This is a genomic window from Erythrobacter sp., assembly GCF_011765465.1.
Taxonomy (GTDB): Bacteria; Pseudomonadota; Alphaproteobacteria; order Sphingomonadales; family Sphingomonadaceae; genus Erythrobacter.
Map to the genome: position 1 here is coordinate 1,528,919 of NZ_CP050265.1, position 18,754 is coordinate 1,547,672.

At 66.8% G+C, this 18,754-nt stretch carries 20 protein-coding genes and 1 tRNA gene; 2 read left to right on the forward strand and 19 right to left on the reverse strand.

The window, feature by feature from the left end; all coding sequences use genetic code 11:
* Positions 1 to 27: 27 nt before the first annotated feature.
* From G9473_RS07280 to G9473_RS07325, 10 genes are all read right to left on the reverse strand, one after another.
* Positions 28 to 1,950 (reverse strand): potassium transporter Kup, encoded by a 1,923-nt coding sequence (locus G9473_RS07280; RefSeq protein ID WP_291137821.1) that lies wholly within the window; start codon positions 1,948 to 1,950, stop codon positions 28 to 30.
* A 150-nt stretch (positions 1,951 to 2,100) separates the two neighbouring features.
* On the reverse strand, positions 2,101 to 2,742 hold the full coding sequence (locus tag G9473_RS07285; protein ID WP_291137824.1) for a tetratricopeptide repeat protein: 642 nt from the start codon (positions 2,740 to 2,742) through the stop codon (positions 2,101 to 2,103).
* Positions 2,739 to 3,167: a cytochrome c-type biogenesis protein gene (locus G9473_RS07290; RefSeq protein WP_291137827.1), complete on the reverse strand. Its 429-nt coding sequence runs from the start codon at positions 3,165 to 3,167 to the stop codon at positions 2,739 to 2,741. The genes G9473_RS07285 and G9473_RS07290 overlap by 4 nt, the downstream gene beginning before the upstream one ends.
* Positions 3,167 to 3,694 carry a DsbE family thiol:disulfide interchange protein gene (locus G9473_RS07295; RefSeq protein ID WP_291137830.1) on the reverse strand — a complete coding sequence of 176 codons (528 nt, stop codon included), beginning with the start codon at positions 3,692 to 3,694 and terminating at the stop codon, positions 3,167 to 3,169. The genes G9473_RS07290 and G9473_RS07295 overlap by 1 nt, the downstream gene beginning before the upstream one ends.
* Positions 3,691 to 5,709: a heme lyase CcmF/NrfE family subunit gene (locus tag G9473_RS07300; RefSeq protein WP_291137833.1), complete on the reverse strand. Its 2,019-nt coding sequence runs from the start codon at positions 5,707 to 5,709 to the stop codon at positions 3,691 to 3,693. Before G9473_RS07300 ends, G9473_RS07295 begins: the two co-directional genes overlap by 4 nt.
* A 15-nt stretch (positions 5,710 to 5,724) precedes the next feature.
* Entirely contained in the window at positions 5,725 to 6,213 is a 489-nt protein-coding gene (ccmE, locus tag G9473_RS07305) for a cytochrome c maturation protein CcmE (protein ID WP_291137836.1), read from the reverse strand.
* Positions 6,210 to 6,350 (reverse strand): hypothetical protein, encoded by a 141-nt coding sequence (locus G9473_RS07310; RefSeq protein ID WP_291137839.1) that lies wholly within the window; start codon positions 6,348 to 6,350, stop codon positions 6,210 to 6,212. The genes ccmE and G9473_RS07310 overlap by 4 nt, the downstream gene beginning before the upstream one ends.
* Entirely contained in the window at positions 6,350 to 7,117 is a 768-nt protein-coding gene (gene ccmC, locus G9473_RS07315) for a heme ABC transporter permease CcmC (RefSeq protein WP_291137842.1), read from the reverse strand. The genes G9473_RS07310 and ccmC overlap by 1 nt, the downstream gene beginning before the upstream one ends.
* A gap of 133 nt (positions 7,118 to 7,250) precedes the next feature.
* Positions 7,251 to 8,318, reverse strand: a complete 1,068-nt coding sequence (locus tag G9473_RS07320; RefSeq protein WP_291137845.1) for a Glu/Leu/Phe/Val dehydrogenase dimerization domain-containing protein — start codon at positions 8,316 to 8,318, stop codon at positions 7,251 to 7,253.
* Between the two features lie 75 nt (positions 8,319 to 8,393).
* Positions 8,394 to 8,470 (reverse strand) — tRNA-His (locus G9473_RS07325).
* 220 nt (positions 8,471 to 8,690) lie between these two features.
* Here G9473_RS07325 and G9473_RS07330 point away from each other — a divergent pair.
* Both G9473_RS07330 and G9473_RS07335 read left to right on the forward strand, forming a co-directional pair.
* Entirely contained in the window at positions 8,691 to 9,338 is a 648-nt protein-coding gene (locus G9473_RS07330) for a 2OG-Fe(II) oxygenase (RefSeq protein ID WP_291137849.1), read from the forward strand.
* Positions 9,335 to 9,652 carry a TraR/DksA family transcriptional regulator gene (locus tag G9473_RS07335; RefSeq protein WP_291137852.1) on the forward strand — a complete coding sequence of 106 codons (318 nt, stop codon included), beginning with the start codon at positions 9,335 to 9,337 and terminating at the stop codon, positions 9,650 to 9,652. The genes G9473_RS07330 and G9473_RS07335 overlap by 4 nt, the downstream gene beginning before the upstream one ends.
* A gap of 126 nt (positions 9,653 to 9,778) precedes the next feature.
* On the opposite strand, the gene rpmE is transcribed toward G9473_RS07335, so the two are convergent.
* The 9 genes from rpmE to frr form a co-directional block, all read right to left on the reverse strand.
* Positions 9,779 to 10,003 (reverse strand): 50S ribosomal protein L31, encoded by a 225-nt coding sequence (rpmE, locus tag G9473_RS07340; protein ID WP_291137854.1) that lies wholly within the window; start codon positions 10,001 to 10,003, stop codon positions 9,779 to 9,781.
* Between the two features lie 232 nt (positions 10,004 to 10,235).
* Complete coding sequence (fabZ, locus tag G9473_RS07345; RefSeq protein ID WP_291137857.1) at positions 10,236 to 10,724, reverse strand: 3-hydroxyacyl-ACP dehydratase FabZ; 489 nt, start codon at positions 10,722 to 10,724, stop codon at positions 10,236 to 10,238.
* A gap of 27 nt (positions 10,725 to 10,751) precedes the next feature.
* Entirely contained in the window at positions 10,752 to 11,456 is a 705-nt protein-coding gene (locus G9473_RS07350; protein ID WP_291137860.1) for an OmpH family outer membrane protein, read from the reverse strand.
* Positions 11,456 to 14,197, reverse strand: coding sequence for an outer membrane protein assembly factor BamA (bamA, locus tag G9473_RS07355; protein WP_291137863.1), 2,742 nt, complete (start codon positions 14,195 to 14,197; stop codon positions 11,456 to 11,458). Before bamA ends, G9473_RS07350 begins: the two co-directional genes overlap by 1 nt.
* Positions 14,198 to 14,375: 178 nt before the next feature.
* Positions 14,376 to 15,506 (reverse strand): RIP metalloprotease RseP, encoded by a 1,131-nt coding sequence (gene rseP / locus G9473_RS07360; RefSeq protein WP_291138306.1) that lies wholly within the window; start codon positions 15,504 to 15,506, stop codon positions 14,376 to 14,378.
* A gap of 16 nt (positions 15,507 to 15,522) precedes the next feature.
* Positions 15,523 to 16,683, reverse strand: a complete 1,161-nt coding sequence (gene dxr / locus G9473_RS07365; RefSeq protein ID WP_291137866.1) for a 1-deoxy-D-xylulose-5-phosphate reductoisomerase — start codon at positions 16,681 to 16,683, stop codon at positions 15,523 to 15,525.
* Between the two features lie 7 nt (positions 16,684 to 16,690).
* Entirely contained in the window at positions 16,691 to 17,446 is a 756-nt protein-coding gene (locus tag G9473_RS07370) for a phosphatidate cytidylyltransferase (protein WP_291137870.1), read from the reverse strand.
* On the reverse strand, positions 17,433 to 18,074 hold the full coding sequence (uppS, locus tag G9473_RS07375; RefSeq protein ID WP_291138309.1) for a polyprenyl diphosphate synthase: 642 nt from the start codon (positions 18,072 to 18,074) through the stop codon (positions 17,433 to 17,435). The genes G9473_RS07370 and uppS overlap by 14 nt, the downstream gene beginning before the upstream one ends.
* 121 nt (positions 18,075 to 18,195) lie before the next feature.
* Entirely contained in the window at positions 18,196 to 18,753 is a 558-nt protein-coding gene (gene frr, locus G9473_RS07380) for a ribosome recycling factor (protein ID WP_291137873.1), read from the reverse strand.
* Position 18,754: the final 1 nt, after the last annotated feature.

Here is an 18,754-nt window from a genome sequence, read left to right on the forward strand (position 1 = left end):
GTTTCAGGATCGCGCGAGGGTGCGCCGTCAGATCTCGACCTGGCTGCCCAGTTCGACGACGCGGTTCGTCGGCAGCTTGAAGAAGTCCATCGCGCTCGCCGAATTGCGCAGCATCCAGGCGAAGATCTTTTCCCGCCAGATCGGCATGGCCGGCTTTTCCGACGGCAGCAGGGTCTGCCGCGAGAGGAAGAAGCTCGTCTGCATCATGTCGAACGCGCCGCCGCAGCGCTCCATCCCCTTGAGGCCCACCGGCACGTCGGTTTCCTCCATGAAGCCGTAGTGGAGCACCGCGCGGTAGAAGCCGTCGCCCATGTCGGTGAATTCGCAGCGCGTGTCGGGATCGACATAGGGCACGTCGGCGATGTCCACGGTAAGGATGACGACGCGTTCGTGCAGCACCTTGTTGTGCTTGATGTTGTGGAGCAACGCGGACGGCACGCCCGCCGTGCTCGAGGCCATGAAGATCGCCGTGCCGGGAACGCGCAGCGCGGAATTCTTGGCCGACTTGGCGAAGATCTCCATCGGCAGCGCGACCTCGCTCATCCGTTCGCGCATCAGCTTGCGCCCGCGCGCCCAGGTGGTGAGCAGGGTGAAGGCCACGAAGCCGACCGCGAGCGGGAACCACCCGCCTTCGGACACCTTGGTGAGGTTGGCTGCGAAATAGGCCCCGTCGACGATCAGGAACAGGATCACGACCGGTGCGGCGTACCACCACTTCCACTTCCACACGCTGACGAACAGGACCGCCATCAGCAGGGTGTCGATCGTCACCGCGCCGGTCACAGCGATGCCGTAGGCATTGGCGAGGTTGGACGAATTCTGGAAGGTGAGGACGAGGATGACGACCGCCACCATGAGCGCCCAGTTGACCGCCGGGATGTAGATCTGCCCGCCCTCGGTTTCGGACGTGTGGCGGATGTTGAGGCGCGGGATGAAGCCCATCTGGATCGCCTGGTGGGTGATCGAGAACGCGCCCGAGATCACCGCCTGGCTGGCGATGAAGGTCGCGACCGTCGCGAGGAAGACCAGCGGCAGGCGCCATTCCTCGTTGGCGAGGAAGAAGAACGGGCTCTGGATCGCCGCCGCCGCCTCGGCATCGGGCAGGCCCATGACCATCGCGCCCTGCCCGAAATAGTTGAGCAGCAGGCACGGCATGACGAAGCCGAACCACGACAGGCGCATCGGCCCGCGCCCGAAATGGCCCATGTCGGAATAGAGCGCTTCCGAACCCGTCACCGCCAGCACGACGCTGCCCAGCGCGAGGAAGGCGAGCCAGCCGTCGAGAACGAAGAAATTGATCGCGTGATAGGGATTGAGCGCCCACAGGATCGCCGGCGTCTGGATGATCTGCCACGATCCCAGCGCGGCGATCACGGTGAAATAGACGATCATGACGGGCGCGAAGAGCGCGCCGACCTTGGCCGTGCCGCGTTTCTGCAGGACGAACAGGAAGACCAGCAGCGCGAGCGCGATCGGGATGACGAACTGCTCAAGCCCCTCGTCTACCACGGTCAGGCCCTCGACCGCGGAGAGGACCGAGATCGCCGGCGTGATCATCGAATCGCCGTAGAACAGGCTCGTCGCGAAGACGCCCAGCAGGACCGCGATCCAGCCATAGCGCGACTTCGACAGGCTGCGGCTGATCAGCGCAACCAGCGCGAGGCTCCCGCCCTGCCCCTTGTTGTCGGCGCGCATCAGGATGGTGACGTACTGGATTGCGACGACCAGCGTCATCGACCAGAAGATAAGGCTGATGACGCCGAGCACGTGGGCATCGTCGAGCGCGAGCGGGTGCGGCCCGGCGAAAGTCTCGCGGAAGGCATAGAGCGGGCTCGTCCCGATATCGCCGAAGACGATGCCGATCGCCCCGACCGCAAGCGCCGTTTTCGACGCGCTGTGCGAGTGGCCGCCGGATGGCGGCGTGTGGGCGGGCGCTGCTGTTTCGCTCATGCTTCTCGGATTTCCCGAATTGCCGGTACTGCCCTGAAGCCGCGCGCTGAGCCCGACTCCAATCCTGCCAGGCGTGCCTTCACGACGCCGGCGGAGCGCCGATTAGCACCGCCTCTTCGCGCCTGCAACAAGCGCCGCCCGCCGCCCCTTTCAGCGCAGCATCGGGGCATTGGCGATCATCCGGTCGAGCTCGGCGATGCGCTGGGTCAGTTCGGGAACCCACGGCGCGTCCTCGGGCGAACGCGCGACGAGGCCCGCCCATGTCTCGCGCGCGGCGCGGACCTGCCCGGACTGCAGATAGGAAAAGCCGAGGAAATAGTCCGCCGCCGGGCTCTGCGGGTCGAGCGCGCGCGCCTTGCCATAGGCATAGGCCGCCGCCGGGGTGACCTGCCCATCCGCATGGCCCGTCAGCGCCATGCCGAGTGCGAGCCAGCCCTCGAGATGGCCGGGATTGTCGGACAGCCCCTTGCGCAGCAGGCCGGCCGCTTCCTCGAACCGGCCATTGCGGGCGAAGCCGTCGGAAATCGTGAGATAGTCGGGCTTGGGCCGGTTGGGGTTGAACAGCGAGCGGCGCGCCTCGACCATCTCCTCGCCGTTCGCGGAAGGATCGGCAAAGCGCTCGGTCGGCGAGGCGGGCTGGCCGGGCGAGCCCTGCAACCCGTATCCCGCAAGGCCGAACAGCAGAGCCGCGCCGAACACGGCGAAGCCTTCACGCGGGAGGCGCAGCAGGAAAGCCGCCAGCGCGAAGGCGGCGAAAGCGAGCGCCAGCACGGCGAGCCAGCCGCCGATCATGCCGCCTCCCCTTCCCCGTCCGACCGCCTGCGGCCGAGCCGCCGCAGCAGCACGCCCCCGACCAGCAGGAGCAGCACCACGGGGATGGCGAAGAGCGGCCAGGTCGTGCTCGAAACCTCGGGCGAATAGCTGACATAGTCGCCGTAGCGTTCGACCAGCCAGGCGCGGATCTCATCCGGCTCCTCTCCGGCAAGCAGGCGGCTGCGAACCTGGTGGCGCATATCGCCCGCCATCGGCGCGTCGGAATCGGCGATCGACTGGGACTGGCACTTGAGGCAGCGCAGGGTCAGCATCAGATCGCGCGCTTCGGCTTCGAGTTCCGGGTCCGCGAGCTGGGTATAGGCATAGGGCGCGGGCGGCATGGCCTGCTGGGACTGTGCCGCGAACGGCAACAGCAGCGCCAGCATGAGGGCGAGGAGACGCATCACGATGCCTTCTCCAGTTCCTCGAGCAGTTTCGGCACGTCGGAGGCGCGGATGTCGCCGATATGCTGGTATCGGATCACGCCCTCGCCATCGATCACGAAAGTCTCCGGCACGCCCGAAGAGCCGATTTCGAGCTGGACCTCGGAAATCGCATCCGCCCCGACCCGGCTGTAGGGATTGCCGTAGCGTTCGAGGAAGCGCGCGACATCCTCGGGCCGGTCGCGGATCGCGATGCCGACGATATCGACGCCTTCCTCGGCCAGCGTCTCAAGCTGCGGCGCTTCGGCGATGCACGGCACGCACCAGCTCGCCCAGATGTTGAGCAGCTTGGCCTCGCCGCGCGTGAAATCCTCCCGCGAAGCCCCGGCAAGCCCCGGTGCCGCGGGGTCGAGCGCGAAGTCGGGCAGGGGCTTGCCGATCATGGTGCTCTTGACGAACTGGTCCTTGGGCTGGGTCAGCTGGAAGGCGAACAGGCCGGCAAGGAACAGGAAGATCGCCAGCGGCACGATATAGGCGAGGCGCTTCATTCGGCGGGCTCCGGGGCGGCAGGGGGCGCATTGGGACCGGCGCCGAGCGCGCGCAGGTCTTCGCGCCTCTCATCGCCGAGCCGGGCGGCGGTGCGGCGCTTGAGATCGACCTGCACACGGCCCGCGATCGACAGGATGCCGCCCAGCGCAATCAGCAGGCCGCCGTACCAGATGAAGGTGACGAAGGGCTTCCACCAAAGGCGCAGCTGCCAGCGCGGATTTCCCGCCGCATCGACCCCCGCCTCGTCCCCGATCACGGCGTAAAGCTGGCCGTTCCAGCGGGTGACGAGCGCGCTTTCGCTGGTGGCCTGCGGGGGCGACCAGAAATTGCGCGCCTGCGGAGCGATGATGATCGGCTCTCCACCGTCACGGCTGACGGCAAGGCGCGCTTCGATCGCGGTCCAGTTCGGCCCTGCGACCGGCGCGACATTCTCGAGCGTCACGTCGAACCCGCCGACCTCGACGCTCTGCCCTTGCGCGACCGCGGCGAGGCGTTCCTCGGTGAAGGCGCTCTCGCTCGCCATGCCGAACAGCGCGACCGCGACTCCGAAATGGGCGAGCACCATGCCCCACACCGCGACCGGCACGCGCGACAGCTTGCGCCCGCGCAGCGGCAGGAAAGCCGCCACGCCGAGCATCAGGGCAAGCGCGAGACCCAGCACCGGGAGGACCGGATAATCGCCGAGGATCGCGATAAGCGAGATCGCCGAAATGAGAATCGCGGCCAGCAGGGAGAGTTCGAACTGGATGCGGGCGGGCTTGTCGTCCTTCCAGCGCAGCAGCGGGCCGACCGCCATGACGAGGAACATCGGGATCGCGAAGATCGCGCTGGCCGGGTTGAAATAGGGCGGACCGACGGAAACGCGCACGTCGAACGCCTCGGTCAGGAGCGGGTAGAGCGTGCCCAGCAGCACGATCGCGAGGATCGCGGAAAGCATCACGTTGTTGAACACCAGCGCGCCCTCGCGGCTGGTCGCGGTGAAACGCTTGCCCTCGGCAATGGAGCTCGCCCGCCACGCGAAGAGGCCGAGCGCCCCGCCGATATAAAGCCCGAGCAGGACGAGGATGAACGTGCCGCGCTCCGGGTCCACCGCGAACGCATGGACGCTGGTGAGCACGCCCGAACGCACGAGGAAGGTGCCGAGCATCGACATGGAAAAGGCGAGCACGCCGAGCATGATCGTCCAAGTCCTCAGCGCATCGCGCGCGGCCAGCACGCTCACCGAATGGAGCAGCGCGGTCGCCGCGAGCCACGGCATCAGCGACGCGTTCTCGACCGGGTCCCAGAACCACCAGCCGCCCCAGCCCAGCTCGTAATAGGCCCAGTAGGAGCCCGCCGTGATGCCGAAGGTCAGGAACACCCACGCCCCCAGCACCCAGGGGCGCATGACGCGCGCGAATTCGGGCGTCACGCGCTTGGTGATGAGAGCGCCCATGGCGAGGCTGAAGGCGACCGACAGGCCGACATAGCCGATGTAGAGCGTGGGCGGATGGATAGCGAGGCCGATGTCCTGCAGCAGCGGGTTGAGCCCGGAGCCTTCGGGTGCGGGCACGGGCAGGCGTTCGAACGGGTTGGAGGACAGCAGCAGGAAGGCGTAGAAACCCAATGCGACGAAGCCCTGCACCGCGAGCGTTGCCGACATGGTCCGCTCCGGCAGGCGCTTTTCCGCCCCGGCGAGCAGCCCGCCCGACAGCGCCAGCACAGCGACCCACAGCAGCATCGAGCCCTCGTGGTTCCCCCAGGTCCCCGTCAGCTTGTAGACGAAGGGCTTCATCGAATGGGAATTGGTCGCGACCAGCTTTATCGACAGGTCGGTGACCGCAAAGGCGTAAAGCAGCAGGCCGAAAGCCAGCACGGCAAGTGCGGCCTGCACCATCGCGGCCGGGCGGGCGTAGAGCGCCATCGGCGCGGCCTCGCCCTCTCCCGAGCGCAGCGCGAGCGCGCCCGAAACCATCTGAAGCACCGCGAGCGCAGCGGCGAGCCATAGGGCGGCAAGGCCGAGTTCAGCGATCATGTCGGCTTCCGTTCCTCAAGAACTCGGTTCGATGCCGACCGTCGTCTCGGCGACGGTTTCAGCCTTCTGGTGCGCCTCGAGCCCTTCGAGTTCGCGCGGCACGTAGTTCTCGTCATGCTTGGCGAGCAGGTTGGTGGCGAGGAAGGTCCCGTCCCCCTGCAGGCTGCCTTCGGCGACCACGCCCGATCCTTCGACGAACAGGTCGGGCAGGATGCCGGAATAGCGTACGGGGATCGTGCTCGCTTCGTTGCCGGTCACGACGAAACGCACGGTCACGCCGTCGGCCATCGTCTCGATCGAACCCGGCTGCACCATCCCGCCGAGCCGCACCGCCTGCCCGACCGCGGGCGGCGCTTCGGCCATCTGTTCGGGGAGGTAGAAATAATTCGCCTGGTTCCTCAGCCCCCACACCGCGAGCAGCCCCGCGCCGATGATCGCGACGAGCGCGATGACGACGAGGACCATGCGCTGGTGCTTGGCCTTGAGCCCGGTGGTGGTGTTCATTTCTTCCTCAGTTCCTCGCGGCGCGCCTCGGCCCGGCGCATCGTGCGCCAGCTCCACGCGGTGAGCAGCGCAAGCCCGCCGACGCCGATCGCATAGGCCGCGATCACGAAATCCCAGTGTTCGAGCGCCTCGCGCATCAGGCGCCCCCCATGGCGGGTTCGCCCGACGGGGCGGCGCGGGGCGGATCGTCGTCGAGTGCCCGACGCTTCAGCCGCGCTTCGACCTGCGCCTCGGCGATGATGGCGCGCATCCGCATCAGCACGATGGCGCCGAACAAGAGCGAGAAGCCGACCACGGCGGCGAGCAGGGGCACGAGGAAGACGCCGTCGATCGCGCTCTTGCCCGCGGTGATGCTGGGCGGCTGGTGGAGCGAGTTCCACCACACGACGCTGCGGTTGATGATCGGGATGTTGACCGCGCCGACGAGCCCGAAAATCGCCGCGATCCGGGGCGAGCCGCCCTCGCGCGTGGTCGCCTGCACCAGCGCGATATAGCCGGCATAAAGGAACAGGAGGACAAGCATCGAGGTCAGCCGCCCGTCCCACACCCACCACGTCCCCCAGGTCGGCCGGCCCCAGATCGAGCCGGTGGCAAGGCAGATCGCGGTAAAGACCATGCCCGGAACGGCGATCGCGCGCGCGGAAATGCCTGCGAGCGGGTGCTTCCAGATCAGCAGCATGACCGAGGAAATCGCGATCCCCGCCCAGCCCCCCATGCCGAGCCACGCGGCGGGGACATGGATGAACAGGATGCGCACGCTTTCGCCCATCAGCCGGTCGGGCGGGACCATGAACAGCCCCCACGCCACCGCCGCCGCCGAAAGAGCGAGCCCGCTCCAGAACAGGAGCGGCGTCAGCCACTTGGCTATGCCGAGAAAGCGCTTGGGGTTGGCGTAGATGTGCATGCGGTCAGATGATCCCTCGCATGTTTGTAGTGACGCCCCGCCCCCTCGCAAGGCTGCAAAAGTCGCAAGACCTCCTGCAGCAAAGGCGCCAATAGCACAAGATGCGCCCGCGCGCAGCCTCGGCAGGCGCCGGTCAGGCGCGCCCGATCAGTTCCTGCGCCATGCGGTCGGCGACGACATCGGGCGATTCGCCGGTTTCCTCACTCGTCTTCCAGATCGCCTCGAGCCGTCCGGGGATCTGGTCGAGCAGGGCATGGACCTCTTCCACCTTGCCCACGCGCCCGTCGCGCCGCGCGAGATATTCGGTCCCGACCGACATGATGCCGCCCGCGTTGATGACGTAATCGGGGGCATAGAGGATGCCCCGCTCGAACAGGGTCTTGCCATGCTCGGCGCGGGCAAGCTGGTTGTTGGCCCCGCCCGCGACGATCTTCGTGTCGAGCTTCGCGATGCTGTCCGCATCGAGGATCGCGCCCAGCGCATTGGGGCTGAACACGTCGCAGGGCGTGGCCATTATCGCGTCCGCCGCGACCGTCTCGGCACCGAGTTCGTCGGCGAGCGCCTTGGCGCCTTCGGCATCGATATCGGCCAGCGTCAGGCGCGCGCCCTGTTCGGCCAGCAGGCGGGCGACCCCGCCGCCGACGCTGCCCGTGCCCTGCAGCGCCACGTGGACGCCTTCCATGCTGTCCGCGCCCAGCTTGTAACGCACCGCCGCCGCGATCCCCTTGGCGATGCCGATCGCGGTGAAGGGGCCGGGATCGCCGCCCGCGAGGCCCTCGCCCCTCACCGGCAGGCCGGTGACGTGCTGGGTCTTTTCGGAAACCGCGACCATGTCGGCCTCGGAAATGCCGACGTCCTCGGCGGTCACATATTGCCCGCCCAGCCCCTCGATCGCAGCGCCGAAGGCGGCGAGCATTTCGGGCGTCTTGGTGCGGTTTTCATCGGCGAGGATCACCGCCTTGCCCCCGCCCAGCGGGAGGCCGGCCATGGCGTTCTTGTAGCTCATCCCCCGCGACAGGCGCAGCGCGTCGCGCACGGCGGCTTCGGGATCGGCATAATGCCAGAACCGCGTGCCGCCCGCGCCGGGACCGAGATGGGAGGAATGGACCGCGATGATCGCGGTGAGGCCGCTTTTGCGATCATGGACGAAATGCACCATTTCATGGGCATCGAAATCGGGCTGGGTCCAGAACGCGGTCATACGCAAAAGCCTTCACCTTGCGCGCGGAAGGGAAAATCGCGGCGAAAACCGGGGTCAGCGTGCAAGGGGGGATGATGGGGCGATCGACGGGGTTCGAACCCGCGACCTCCGGTACCACAAACCGGCGCTCTAACCAGCTGAGCTACGATCGCCATATGCCCCGCCCCGACACGGCCACCCGGGCCGCCGTCAAGTCCGCGCAAGGAGGGGCGCTTTAAGCCGCGCGCGCGCCCGGTCAAGAGCGCGATGAACGGGCGCGAGCCTGTTGCACAAAGCCGCATTGATGGGAAGCGAAAACTGCCGGATCACGGCTTTCGCGCAAGATTATTACGCCCTTGTTTCGGCCCGGCCGCGACCTATCCTTCGCAGGTCATGGATGCGATAGCCGATTCTGCCCTGTCCGTTGCCGAGCGCCTCGCCGCCAATCCGCGCGTGCAGCGCCTGCCGACGCCCAAGGCCGAGCTTTTCCAGCACCGCGACTTTCTGTCGCCGGACCTGTGCGAAGCGCTCATCGCGCTGATCGACAAGGACCGCCGCCCCTCGACCATCGCGGACGACAACGGGGACGCCTATTTCCGCACCAGCGAGACCTGCGACCTCGATCCCGGCGAGTCGGCGGTGCGCAACCTCGAGGCTCTGTTATTCGACCTCAACGGGATCGACCCGAAATTCGGCGAACCGGTGCAGGGGCAGCGCTATGCCGTGGGTCAGGAGTTCAAGCCGCACACCGACTATTTCACCCCCGGCGGCCCCGACTACGAGAAATTCTGCGCCGTCGCGGGCCAGCGCACCTGGACCTTCATGATCTACCTCAACCCTGTCGAGGCGGGCGGCGCGACCCGGTTCAAGGCGATCGGCAAGACCTTCCAGCCCGAGCCGGGCAAGCTCTTGTGCTGGAACAACGCCCGGCCCGACGGGCGGGTCAACCCGAACACGCTCCACCACGGAATGAAGGTGCGCAAAGGCGTAAAATACGTCATAACCAAGTGGTATCGGGAGAAGGAGTGGGGATGGACATGAGCCAATATGCCGACATCGCCGAGCAGCTGCGGACGCGGCTCGACCAATTGCTCGAACGGGCGGAAGTGATCGAGGACGATCTGCGCCACCCGCTCGACGACGACTGGGAAGAGCAGGCGATCGACCTCGCCGACGACGAGGCGCTCGAAGGCGTGGACGAAGTGCTGCGCGCCGAGATCGCGCAAATCCGGCTTGCACTGGTGCGGATCGAGAACGGAACCTACGGGACCTGTTCGAATTGCGGGGCCGAGATCGACCGCAAGCGGCTGGAGGTGCGCCCGATCGCGACTCGCTGCATCAAGTGCGCGGCGTGAGGGCACGCAAAAGGGCGGCTCCTCGCGGGGCCGCCCTCTTGCCGGCGCATTATCGCACGGGATCCCGATCTCTGCCGGGATGACGCTGCGAGCAGGGCCGCGCTGGCGCGCGACCCAGCTGTCGCATCACTTCTTGAGCGTCAGCCCGCCGAAGCGCTTGTTGAAGGCAGCGACGCGGCCGCCTTCCTGGACCTGCTGGCGACCGCCGGTCCAGGCCGGGTGGGTCTTGGGGTCGATTTCAAGCGCGAGCACGTCGCCCTCGCTGCCCCAAGTCGAGCGGGTCTGGAATTCGGTGCCATCGGTCATCTTGACCGTGATCATGTGATAGTCGGGATGCCCTTCGGCCTTCATGTCCTGTGTCCTTGCTAGCATGGTCCCGGTACCGACCGGGATCGCCGTTGCGGGGAAAGCGCGCCCATTAACGTGCCCGCGCGAAATTGCAACCGGAGATGTCGAACCGTCGGCCGGCCTTACCACCCCCGGTCGCGCCAGCGACCGCAAGGGCAAGCGCCCGCCCGCAGGTGCCCCGGAGCGGAGCGGAGGGAACGGCACCGAGGACGCGCGCCCGGATGGGCGCGCCCAATCACTCTGGCGGGTCAGCGATCATCGCGGTGAATTCGGTCTCGCAGGTGGTCTTGCCTTCAACGCTCGCGCGGCCCTTGAACTTGTAGATCGTGCGGCGCTGCTGGAGGAACTCGACCTCGAGATCGAGCAGGCAGCCGGGCGTCACGGGCGCGCGGAACTTGGCGCTGTCGATGCCCATGAAGATGACGAGCTTGCCCGTGCCCGCGAGCTCCAGCGTCTCGATCCCGAGCACCGCCGCGGCCTGCGCCAGCGCCTCGATCTGGAGCACGCCGGGCATGATCGGAGCGCCCGGGAAATGCCCCTGGAAGAACTCCTCGTTCATGCTCACCGCCTTCACCGCGTGGATGCGCTCGCCGAGATGGAGCGCCTTCACCCGGTCGACCAGCAGCAGCGGGTAGCGATGCGGCAGGGCCTTGAGGATGCGGTGGATGTCATAGTCGGTGATCGGGGCGTTTGCGCCGCCCGCGTTGTCGCCGGTCTCGCTCATGGCCTGCCTCTCGCTTGCCCTTTAAGCTCAGCGGCCCTGCGGCGCCTGCGGGTTGGCAGGCTGCTGCTGGCCCTGGCCCTGCTGCTGCGCCGCCTGCTGCTGGCGCAGGAGCGAGATGACCTGCAGGGTCTGCTCGATGTCCTGGGTCAGCTGCACGCCCGCGCGGCTCGGCTGGTAGCCCTGCGGCGGGACCACGCCGACCGAGGGCACCTTGGTGTTGAGCGAGGTCACGATCGCCTGCGTGATGTCGGCTTCCTGCGACGGCACGGCGAGCGCGCCCGGGTTTAGCACCAGCGCGATCTGCTGCTGCTGCACGACTTCGCGCAGCGCCGGGAGATATTGCTGCGCGATCTGTTCGACCACGAAGACCCGCGCCAGTTCGACCTGGTTGGACAGAGCGTTCAGTTCCTGGTCGAGCGTCTGCAGCGTGGCGAATTGGGGGGTCGCCTCGAACTGCGCGTATTCGGCATCGTCGATCTCGTTGTCGCCGTTCTTGTCGAACGGCTTGAGCAGGTCCTGACGCTGCTGCTGCTTGGTGCGAATCTGTTCGATCTGCGCCGAATAGGTCGTCTCGATCTGCTGGAAGGCATTCTGCAGAGCGCTCGTCCCGATGATCGTGCGGGTGCGGTCGGCGGTGGCGATCTTGCCCTCGACCTGGGCGGCGGCCGGCACGGCGGCGAGCGAGCCGAGCGCAAGGCCGGCGGAAGCGAGAAGGGTAACAATCGGTTTCATCAGAACTGGGTTCCTACGTTGAACGTGAAAGTCTTGTCGTCGTCGCCCTCGACCTTGCGGATCGTCTGGGCGAAGTCGATGCGGAACGGCCCGAATGGCGAGTTCCAGTTGACCCCGATCCCGGCAGTGACGCGCGGGCTGGGGGAATCCCCGAGGAAGACCTCGCGGATCGCGGAATTGGGCCGGATGGCCGGGTTGTTCGGCGTGCCGTCCGGCTGCTGCGGTGCAAGCGTGAGATTGCCGTCGGGATCGATGAAGATCGGGTTTCCGTCCCCGTCGACCGACTGGATGCCGTTGGGATTGTCCTGCAGCACCGGCGCGTCGACGCCCCACAGCGCGCCGACATCGACCCAGATCGAGGGCCTCAGGCCAAGCTCGCGCGCGCCGGTGCCGAGCGGAATCTCGAGCTCGGCGCGGCCGAGGTAGTAGTTGCGGCCGCCCAGCGCGTCGTCGCGGACCTGGCGGCGGTTGGTGATGGGCACGCGGTTGCCGTCCTCGTCGGTGACGTAGGGCTGCGTCAGGATGCGCGGCCCCACGCCGCGGATGTCGAAACCGCGGATCTGCGGCTCGCCGAGAAAAAAGCGGTCGGTCAGGAGCACATCGTCGACGTTCGGGCCGCCGCGATCCTGCAGCGGGATGATCGTCCCGCCTTCGGCCAGCAGCGAGAAGATGAAGCCGCTGTTGCCGACGTTCCAGAACTGCTGTGCGCGCCCGCGGAAGCGGATGTAACGAACGTCGCCCCCGAGCCCGGCGAATTCGGAAGTGAGCGTGACGAGCCGCCCGCGCGAAGGGCGAATCCGCGAATTGAGCGAGTTGTAATTGAGGCTGACCCCGAGGATCGAGCTCAGCCGGTTGCCCAGCGCGTCGCACAGGAAGCGACCGGCCAGCAGCGGGTCGCATTCGCGCACCCCGTCGCCGTCGAGGTCGGAGAAGAACAGGTTCTCGTCGAGGCTGACCTCGTCGTAGTTGAGCGTGTAGCTGCCGACCAGCGACATATATTCGGTAAGCGGCACGCCGAGCCGCATCGAAAAGCCCGTCGTCGCCTGTTCGAAGGTCGTGTTGCGGTCCTGCCCGCGGAAGTTGAAGCTGTTGAAATCGCGACGGTAGATGTCGATCCCGGCCGAGATGTTGCGGTCGAAGACGTAAGGCTCGGTAAAGCTCACCTGCGCCGAGCGCGAGAACTGCGAATAATTGACCGACAGCCCGATGGTCTGACCGCGCCCGCGGAAATTGCGCTGGCGGATCGAGGCGGCGAGGATAAACTGCTCGATCGAGGAAAAGCCCGCGGAGAACTGCAATTCGCCGGTCGGCTGTTCCTCGACGTTGGCTTCGAGCACGATCCGGTCGGGGGCACTGCCTTCGACCTGATTGACCTCGAAATTTTCCTGGAAATAGGCCAGCGAATTGATGCGCGCGGTGGTGCGCTGCACGGCGAGCGAGTTGAACGCATCGCCTTCGGACAGGCGGAATTCGCGGCGGATGACCTTGTCCTGAGTCAGAGTGTTGCCGTTGATGTCGACCCGCTCGACATAGACGCGCGGCGCCTCGCGCAGGATGAACGTGATGTTCATCTCGAGCTCGTCCTTGTTGCGGTCGAAGCGCGGCTGGACGTCGGCGAAGGCATAGCCGAACCGGCCGGCAAGCTCGGTCAGCTGCTCGACCGTGTCCTCGACCGCCTTGGCGTCATACCAGTCGCCCGATTTCATGGGCAGGCGCTGGCTCATGGATTCGCTGTCGAAATCGCGCAGCTGGCTTTCCACCTTCACGTCGCCGAACTTGTAGCGCTCGCCTTCCTCGACGACGTAGGTGATGATGAAGTCTTCCTGGTCCGGCGTCAGCTCGGCGACGGCGGAGACGACGCGGAAATCGGCATAGCCTTCGGTGAGGTAGAACTGCCTCAATTTCTGCTGGTCGAAGGCGAGCCGGTCGGGGTCGTAGCTGGTGTTGGACGAGAAGAACCGGAACCAGCGCGACTGCTTGGTCACCATCTCGCCGCGCAGTTCGCCGTCGGAGAACTGCTCGTTGCCGATGATGTTGATCTGGCGGACCTTGGATTTCGGCCCCTCGCTGATTTCGAACACGACATCGACGCGGTTCTGCGGAAGCTGAACCATCTTGGGCTCGACCGTGGCGGCGAAACGGCCCTGGCGCTTGTAGAGTTCGATGATGCGCGCAACGTCCGCGCGGACCTTGGAGCGGGTGAAGATCTGGCGCGGGGCGAGCTTGATCTCGGGGAGAATCTTTTCCGCATCGAGCCGGTCGTTGCCTTCGAGCACGATACGATTGATGACCGGGTTTTCCTCGACCGTGATGACGACATTGCCATTGTCGTTGCGGATCGAGAAATTCGAGAACAGCTCGGTAGCGCCGAGATCCTTCAATGCCTGGTCGGCCGCGACCGAGGTGTATTCCTGCCCGACCCGCAGGCGGATGTAGGACAGGATCGTGGTCGGCTCGAGCCGTTCGGCCCCGGCGACGCTGATCGTGCGGATGATGTTCGCGCTGGGCTCGGGCGCGGGTTCAGGCGTCGGCGTCGGCGTCGGAGTGGGAGCGGGAGTCGGAGCCGGCTGGGCTGCCTCGTCCTGCGCGCGGACTTCGTACGGCACGCCGGCGAGCATCGAGCCGCAGGTCAGGGCGAGCACGAGCCGCCCGGTCGCGCCGAGCGCGCCCTTGCGCTTCGCATCGGCCGCGACAGCCCGGTGTGCAACGGGCTTGCTGCCCGCCTGGGTGGATCGATCCATCAAGGTCTGTAGTCCCGTCTAACCCGTCATTGTCGCACCCGCCGGGCGAGCGCGTCGGAAACAAGTCCGGGTCTCCCCACCCGGTCGAATTCAAGCGCCCCGCCTGTGGCCCAAACGCGGCCCGCAATCAAGCCGCGAGGGCCCGGCCGCGCCGCCGTGTCGACACCTTTCCCCTGCGTCAGCTGCCGAACAGCGGCCCGAAGATCGGCAGCGACGTGACATCGTTGACCGTCACCACCGCCATGAACACCAGCACGAGGAAGATGCCCGTGCGATAGGCCCATTCGGTCGCCTGCGGCCCGACCGGTTTGCGGCAGATCGCTTCGGCGGCGTAGAAGGCGAGGTGCCCGCCATCGAGCGCGGGGATTGGCAAGAAGTTGATGAATGCCAAATTAAGCGAGATCAACGCGGCGAAATTGACGAATGCCACGATGCCGAGGCTCATCTGCTCGCCCGAATATTTCGCGATCTTGACCGGCCCGCCAAGCTCCTTGATCGAGCGTTCGCCGGTGATGACCTGCTTGATGCCCGTCAGCATCATGCCGAGCGCGTCCCAGGTTTGCTCGGCCGCCATCGGTATCGTCTCGAGCGGGCCGACGGGCTCGAAAACGTAGCGCCCGCCGGCCGGCCGTCCGACGCCGATGAAGCCGATCGCGCTAGTATTGCCGAACTGGTCGGTACGACTCTCGCGCGCGGTGCGCACGGGAATGTCGACCCGCTCGCCGCCGCGCTCGACAGTAAAGATCATGCGCTCGCCCGGGTGGATCGCGACGGCCGCCCTGATGTCGTCGAAATCGGCCATCGGCTCGCCATCGATCGCAAGGATGACATCGCCGACTTCGATCCCGGCCTCGCTCGCGGGCGATTGCTCGGAGAGCACGGCGACCATGCGCGAATCCTCGACCCCGTCGATCACCGGCTTGCCGAAGATCGCGAAGAGCGAAGCGAAGATCGCGATGGTGACGAGAAGGTTCGTGACCGGCCCCGCCGCGACGATCAGCGCGCGCTTCCACAGGGCGGCGTGCTGGAAGGAACCGCGCATTTCCTCCGCGCTCGCCGCGTCGTCCGGTTCGGCATCGGGGACGCTCGCCGGGTTCATGTCGCCCTTGAACTGGACATAGCCGCCCAGCGGCAGGAGCGAGAGCCGCCAGCGCGTGCCGCGGCGGTCGGTGAAGCCCGCGATCTCCTTGCCGAAGCCGACCGAGAACGCCTCGGCATGGACCCCGAAAAAGCGTCCGACGAGGTAGTGGCCGAGCTCGTGCACCGTCACCAGCGGCCCCAGAAGGAGCACGAAGCCGATCAGGTACATCCAGAAAGGGGGCGATTCAAACAAGGGCGAAGGTCTCCAGTATCTCCCCCGCATGGGCGCGCGCCTCGGTGTCGAGGGCCAGCACGTCGTCGAGATTGCCGGGGGCGGCCGCGCGGTGGCGGCTCATCGTGTCCTCCACCACTGCCGTAATCCGGCTGAACCCAATCTGACCGGCGAGGAAGGCCGCGACCGCGACCTCGTTCGCGGCGTTGAGCACGGCGGGCGCGCCGCCGCCTTCGTGAATCGCCTCGCGCGCGAGCCGTGTCGCGGGAAAGCGCACCTCGTCCGGTGCGAAGAAGGTGAGTTCCCCGATCGCGGCGAGATCGAGCGGTTCCAATGGCGTCTCCATCCGCGCGGGCCAGGCGAGGCACGATGCGATCGGCACGCGCATATCGGACGGACCGAGCTGGGCGAGCGTCGAGCGGTCGCGGTATTCGACCATGGAATGGATAACGCTCTGCGGGTGAACGACGATGCGCAACCGGTCGAGCCCGACCGGGAAGAGATGGTGCGCCTCGATGAATTCGAGCCCCTTGTTCATCATCGTCGCCGAATCGACGCTGATCTTCGCCCCCATCGACCAGTTGGGATGGGCGACCGCCTGCGCGGGCGTGGCCTTGGCGAGTTGGTCTTTCGACCAGGTGCGCAAGGGGCCGCCGCTCGCGGTCAGCGTGATCCTTGCAACATCGTCCAAGCTGTTGCCCGCAAGGCACTGGAATATCGCGTTATGCTCGCTGTCGGTCGGAAGCAGGGTCGCGCCGTGCCTCGCCACTGCGGCGGTCATCACCTCGCCTGCGGAAACCAGCGCCTCCTTGTTGGCGAGCGCGACCGTGCCGCCGCGCTCGATCGCGGCCATGACCGGGCCGAGCCCCGCGCAGCCGACGATCGCGGCGACAGTGAGGTCGGCGGGCCGCGCCGCCGCCTCGCACAAGGCGCGCGGGCCACCGGCGGCCTCGATGCCCGTTCCGGCGAGCGCGTCCCTCAATTCGGGCAGGCAGGTCTCGTCCCCAACCACTGCCAGCTTGGCTTCGAATTCCACCGCCAGCGCGGCCAGTTCGCGCGCCGAGCAATTGGCGGTCAGCGCCTCGATGCGCCAGTCGGTGCGGTTGCGGCGCACAAGGTCGAGGGTCGATGCCCCGATCGATCCGGTCGCGCCCAGGAGCGTAAGCGTTCTCATGCCCGTCTCATCCCAGATAAGCGGGCAGGAGGGCAACCACAAACAGCACGAAGAACACCGCGATGAACCCGTCGAGCCGGTCGAACAGCCCCCCGTGGCCCGGTATCAAGCCGCTCGAATCCTTGACCCCGGCGCGCCGTTTCATCCAGCTTTCGAAGAAATCCCCGGCCTGCGCGACCACTGCGATCAGCACGCCTGCAAGCACCGCTAACGCAATCCCTGACCCCGAAACGCCAGGTATCGTTCCGCCCGGACCGATGTCGAGCACCTCGTTGAATATCGCCACGCAGCTCGCCGCGAACGCTCCGCCGCCGAGCCCCGCCCAGGTCTTGGACGGGCTGATCTTGGGCGCGATCTTCGGCCCGCCGATCATGCGCCCGGCGAAATAGGCGCCGACATCCACCGCCACGATGGGCGCAAGGAAGCTCGCCAGAACCACGACGGCGCTGTAACCGCCGCCCTCCGCCGCCAAGGCCCCGCTACGCACCATGATCATGGCGAGCGCCGCCCCGCCGACATAGCAGGCCCCGCCGAACAGCCATGCGATTTCGGCCAGCGGCCCGCCCGCGAAAGCCTTTACGATCCGGTTCCATTCCCACAGCACGCCGAGAGCGAGGATCGCGCAAAAGCCGAACCACACCCAGCCGCCGAGCCACAGCGCCGCGCCCGCGACTGCCACCATGACCACCGCCGAGGCCAGCCGCACCGACAGGTCCGTGCCGACCGAACGCAGCCGCGTAAGGCGCGGTTCAGCGCCCGCCATAGCGCCGCTCCCGCCGCGCGAAATCGTCGAGCGCCTGCGCGAGGTGTTCCGGCTTGAAATCGGGCCAGAGCGTGTCGACGAAGAGCATCTCGGCATAGGCCGCCTGCCACAGCAGGAAATTCGACAGGCGAATTTCGCCGCTGGTGCGGATCAGCAGGTCGAGCGGCGGCAGGTCGTGGGTGTCGAGTTCGGCCTCGATCGTCTCGGGCGTGACCGCGCCCTTCGCCGCCGCCTTGGCCGCGGCGCGGGCGATTTCATGCTTGCCGCCGTAATTGAGCGCCACTGCGAGCGTCTGCCTGCCGTTCGCGGTGCGCGCGAGCGCGTCCTCGAGCATGGCGACGATATCAGGCGCGAGGGCCTGCCAATCGCCGATGATTTTCAGCTTCACGCCGTTCGCGACGAATTCCTCAAGGTCGGATTTGATGAACTTGCGCATCAGGTTCATCAGGTCGTCGACCTCGTCGTGCGAGCGCTTCCAATTCTCGGATGAGAAGGCGTAGAGCGTCAGGCATTCGAGATTCATCGGCTCGAGCCCGCGCACCAGCCGGCGCACCGCCTCGACCCCGCGCTGGTGGCCGACCGCACGGGGCAGGCCGCGCTTTTTCGCCCAGCGCCCGTTCCCGTCCATGATGATCGCGACATGGCGCGCGCGCGGATCCTCCCCGCCGGAGACGCGGGCGCGGGCCTCTTTTGTCGCGGGCGTGGCGCCCATAGTGCCTCCAGACGGAAAGTCCGTCACGCGCCGGAGCTTACTGCGTGAGGATTTCCTTTTCCTTTTTCGCCGCTGCCTCGTCGGCTTCGGCGACGTGCTTGTCGGTCAGCTTCTGGACCTCGTCTTCCATCCGCTTGCGGTCGTCCTCGGAGATTTCCTTCTTCTTCTCGTCGGCCTTGAGCGCTTCCATTCCGTCACGACGCACGTTGCGGATCGCGACCTTGGCCTTCTCGGCATATTGCCCGGCAAGCTTGGCGAGTTCCTTGCGCCGTTCCTCGGTGAGGTCGGGTAGCGGCAGGCGGATGGTCTGGCCGTCGATCATCGGGTTCAAACCGAGATTGGCGTGGGCGATTCCCTTTTCGACTGCGGTGAGGTTCGACTTGTCCCACACCTGCACGCTCAGCATCCGCGGCTCGGGCGCGGAGACGGTCGCGACCTGGTTCAGCGGCATCATGGAACCATAGACCTCGACCTGCACCGGATCGAGCAGGCTGGTATTGGCGCGGCCCGTACGAAGCCCTGCAAGGTCGCTCTTCAGGGAATCCACGGCGCCCTTCATCCGGCGCTCGATATCGGCCTTGTCATATTGCGGCATG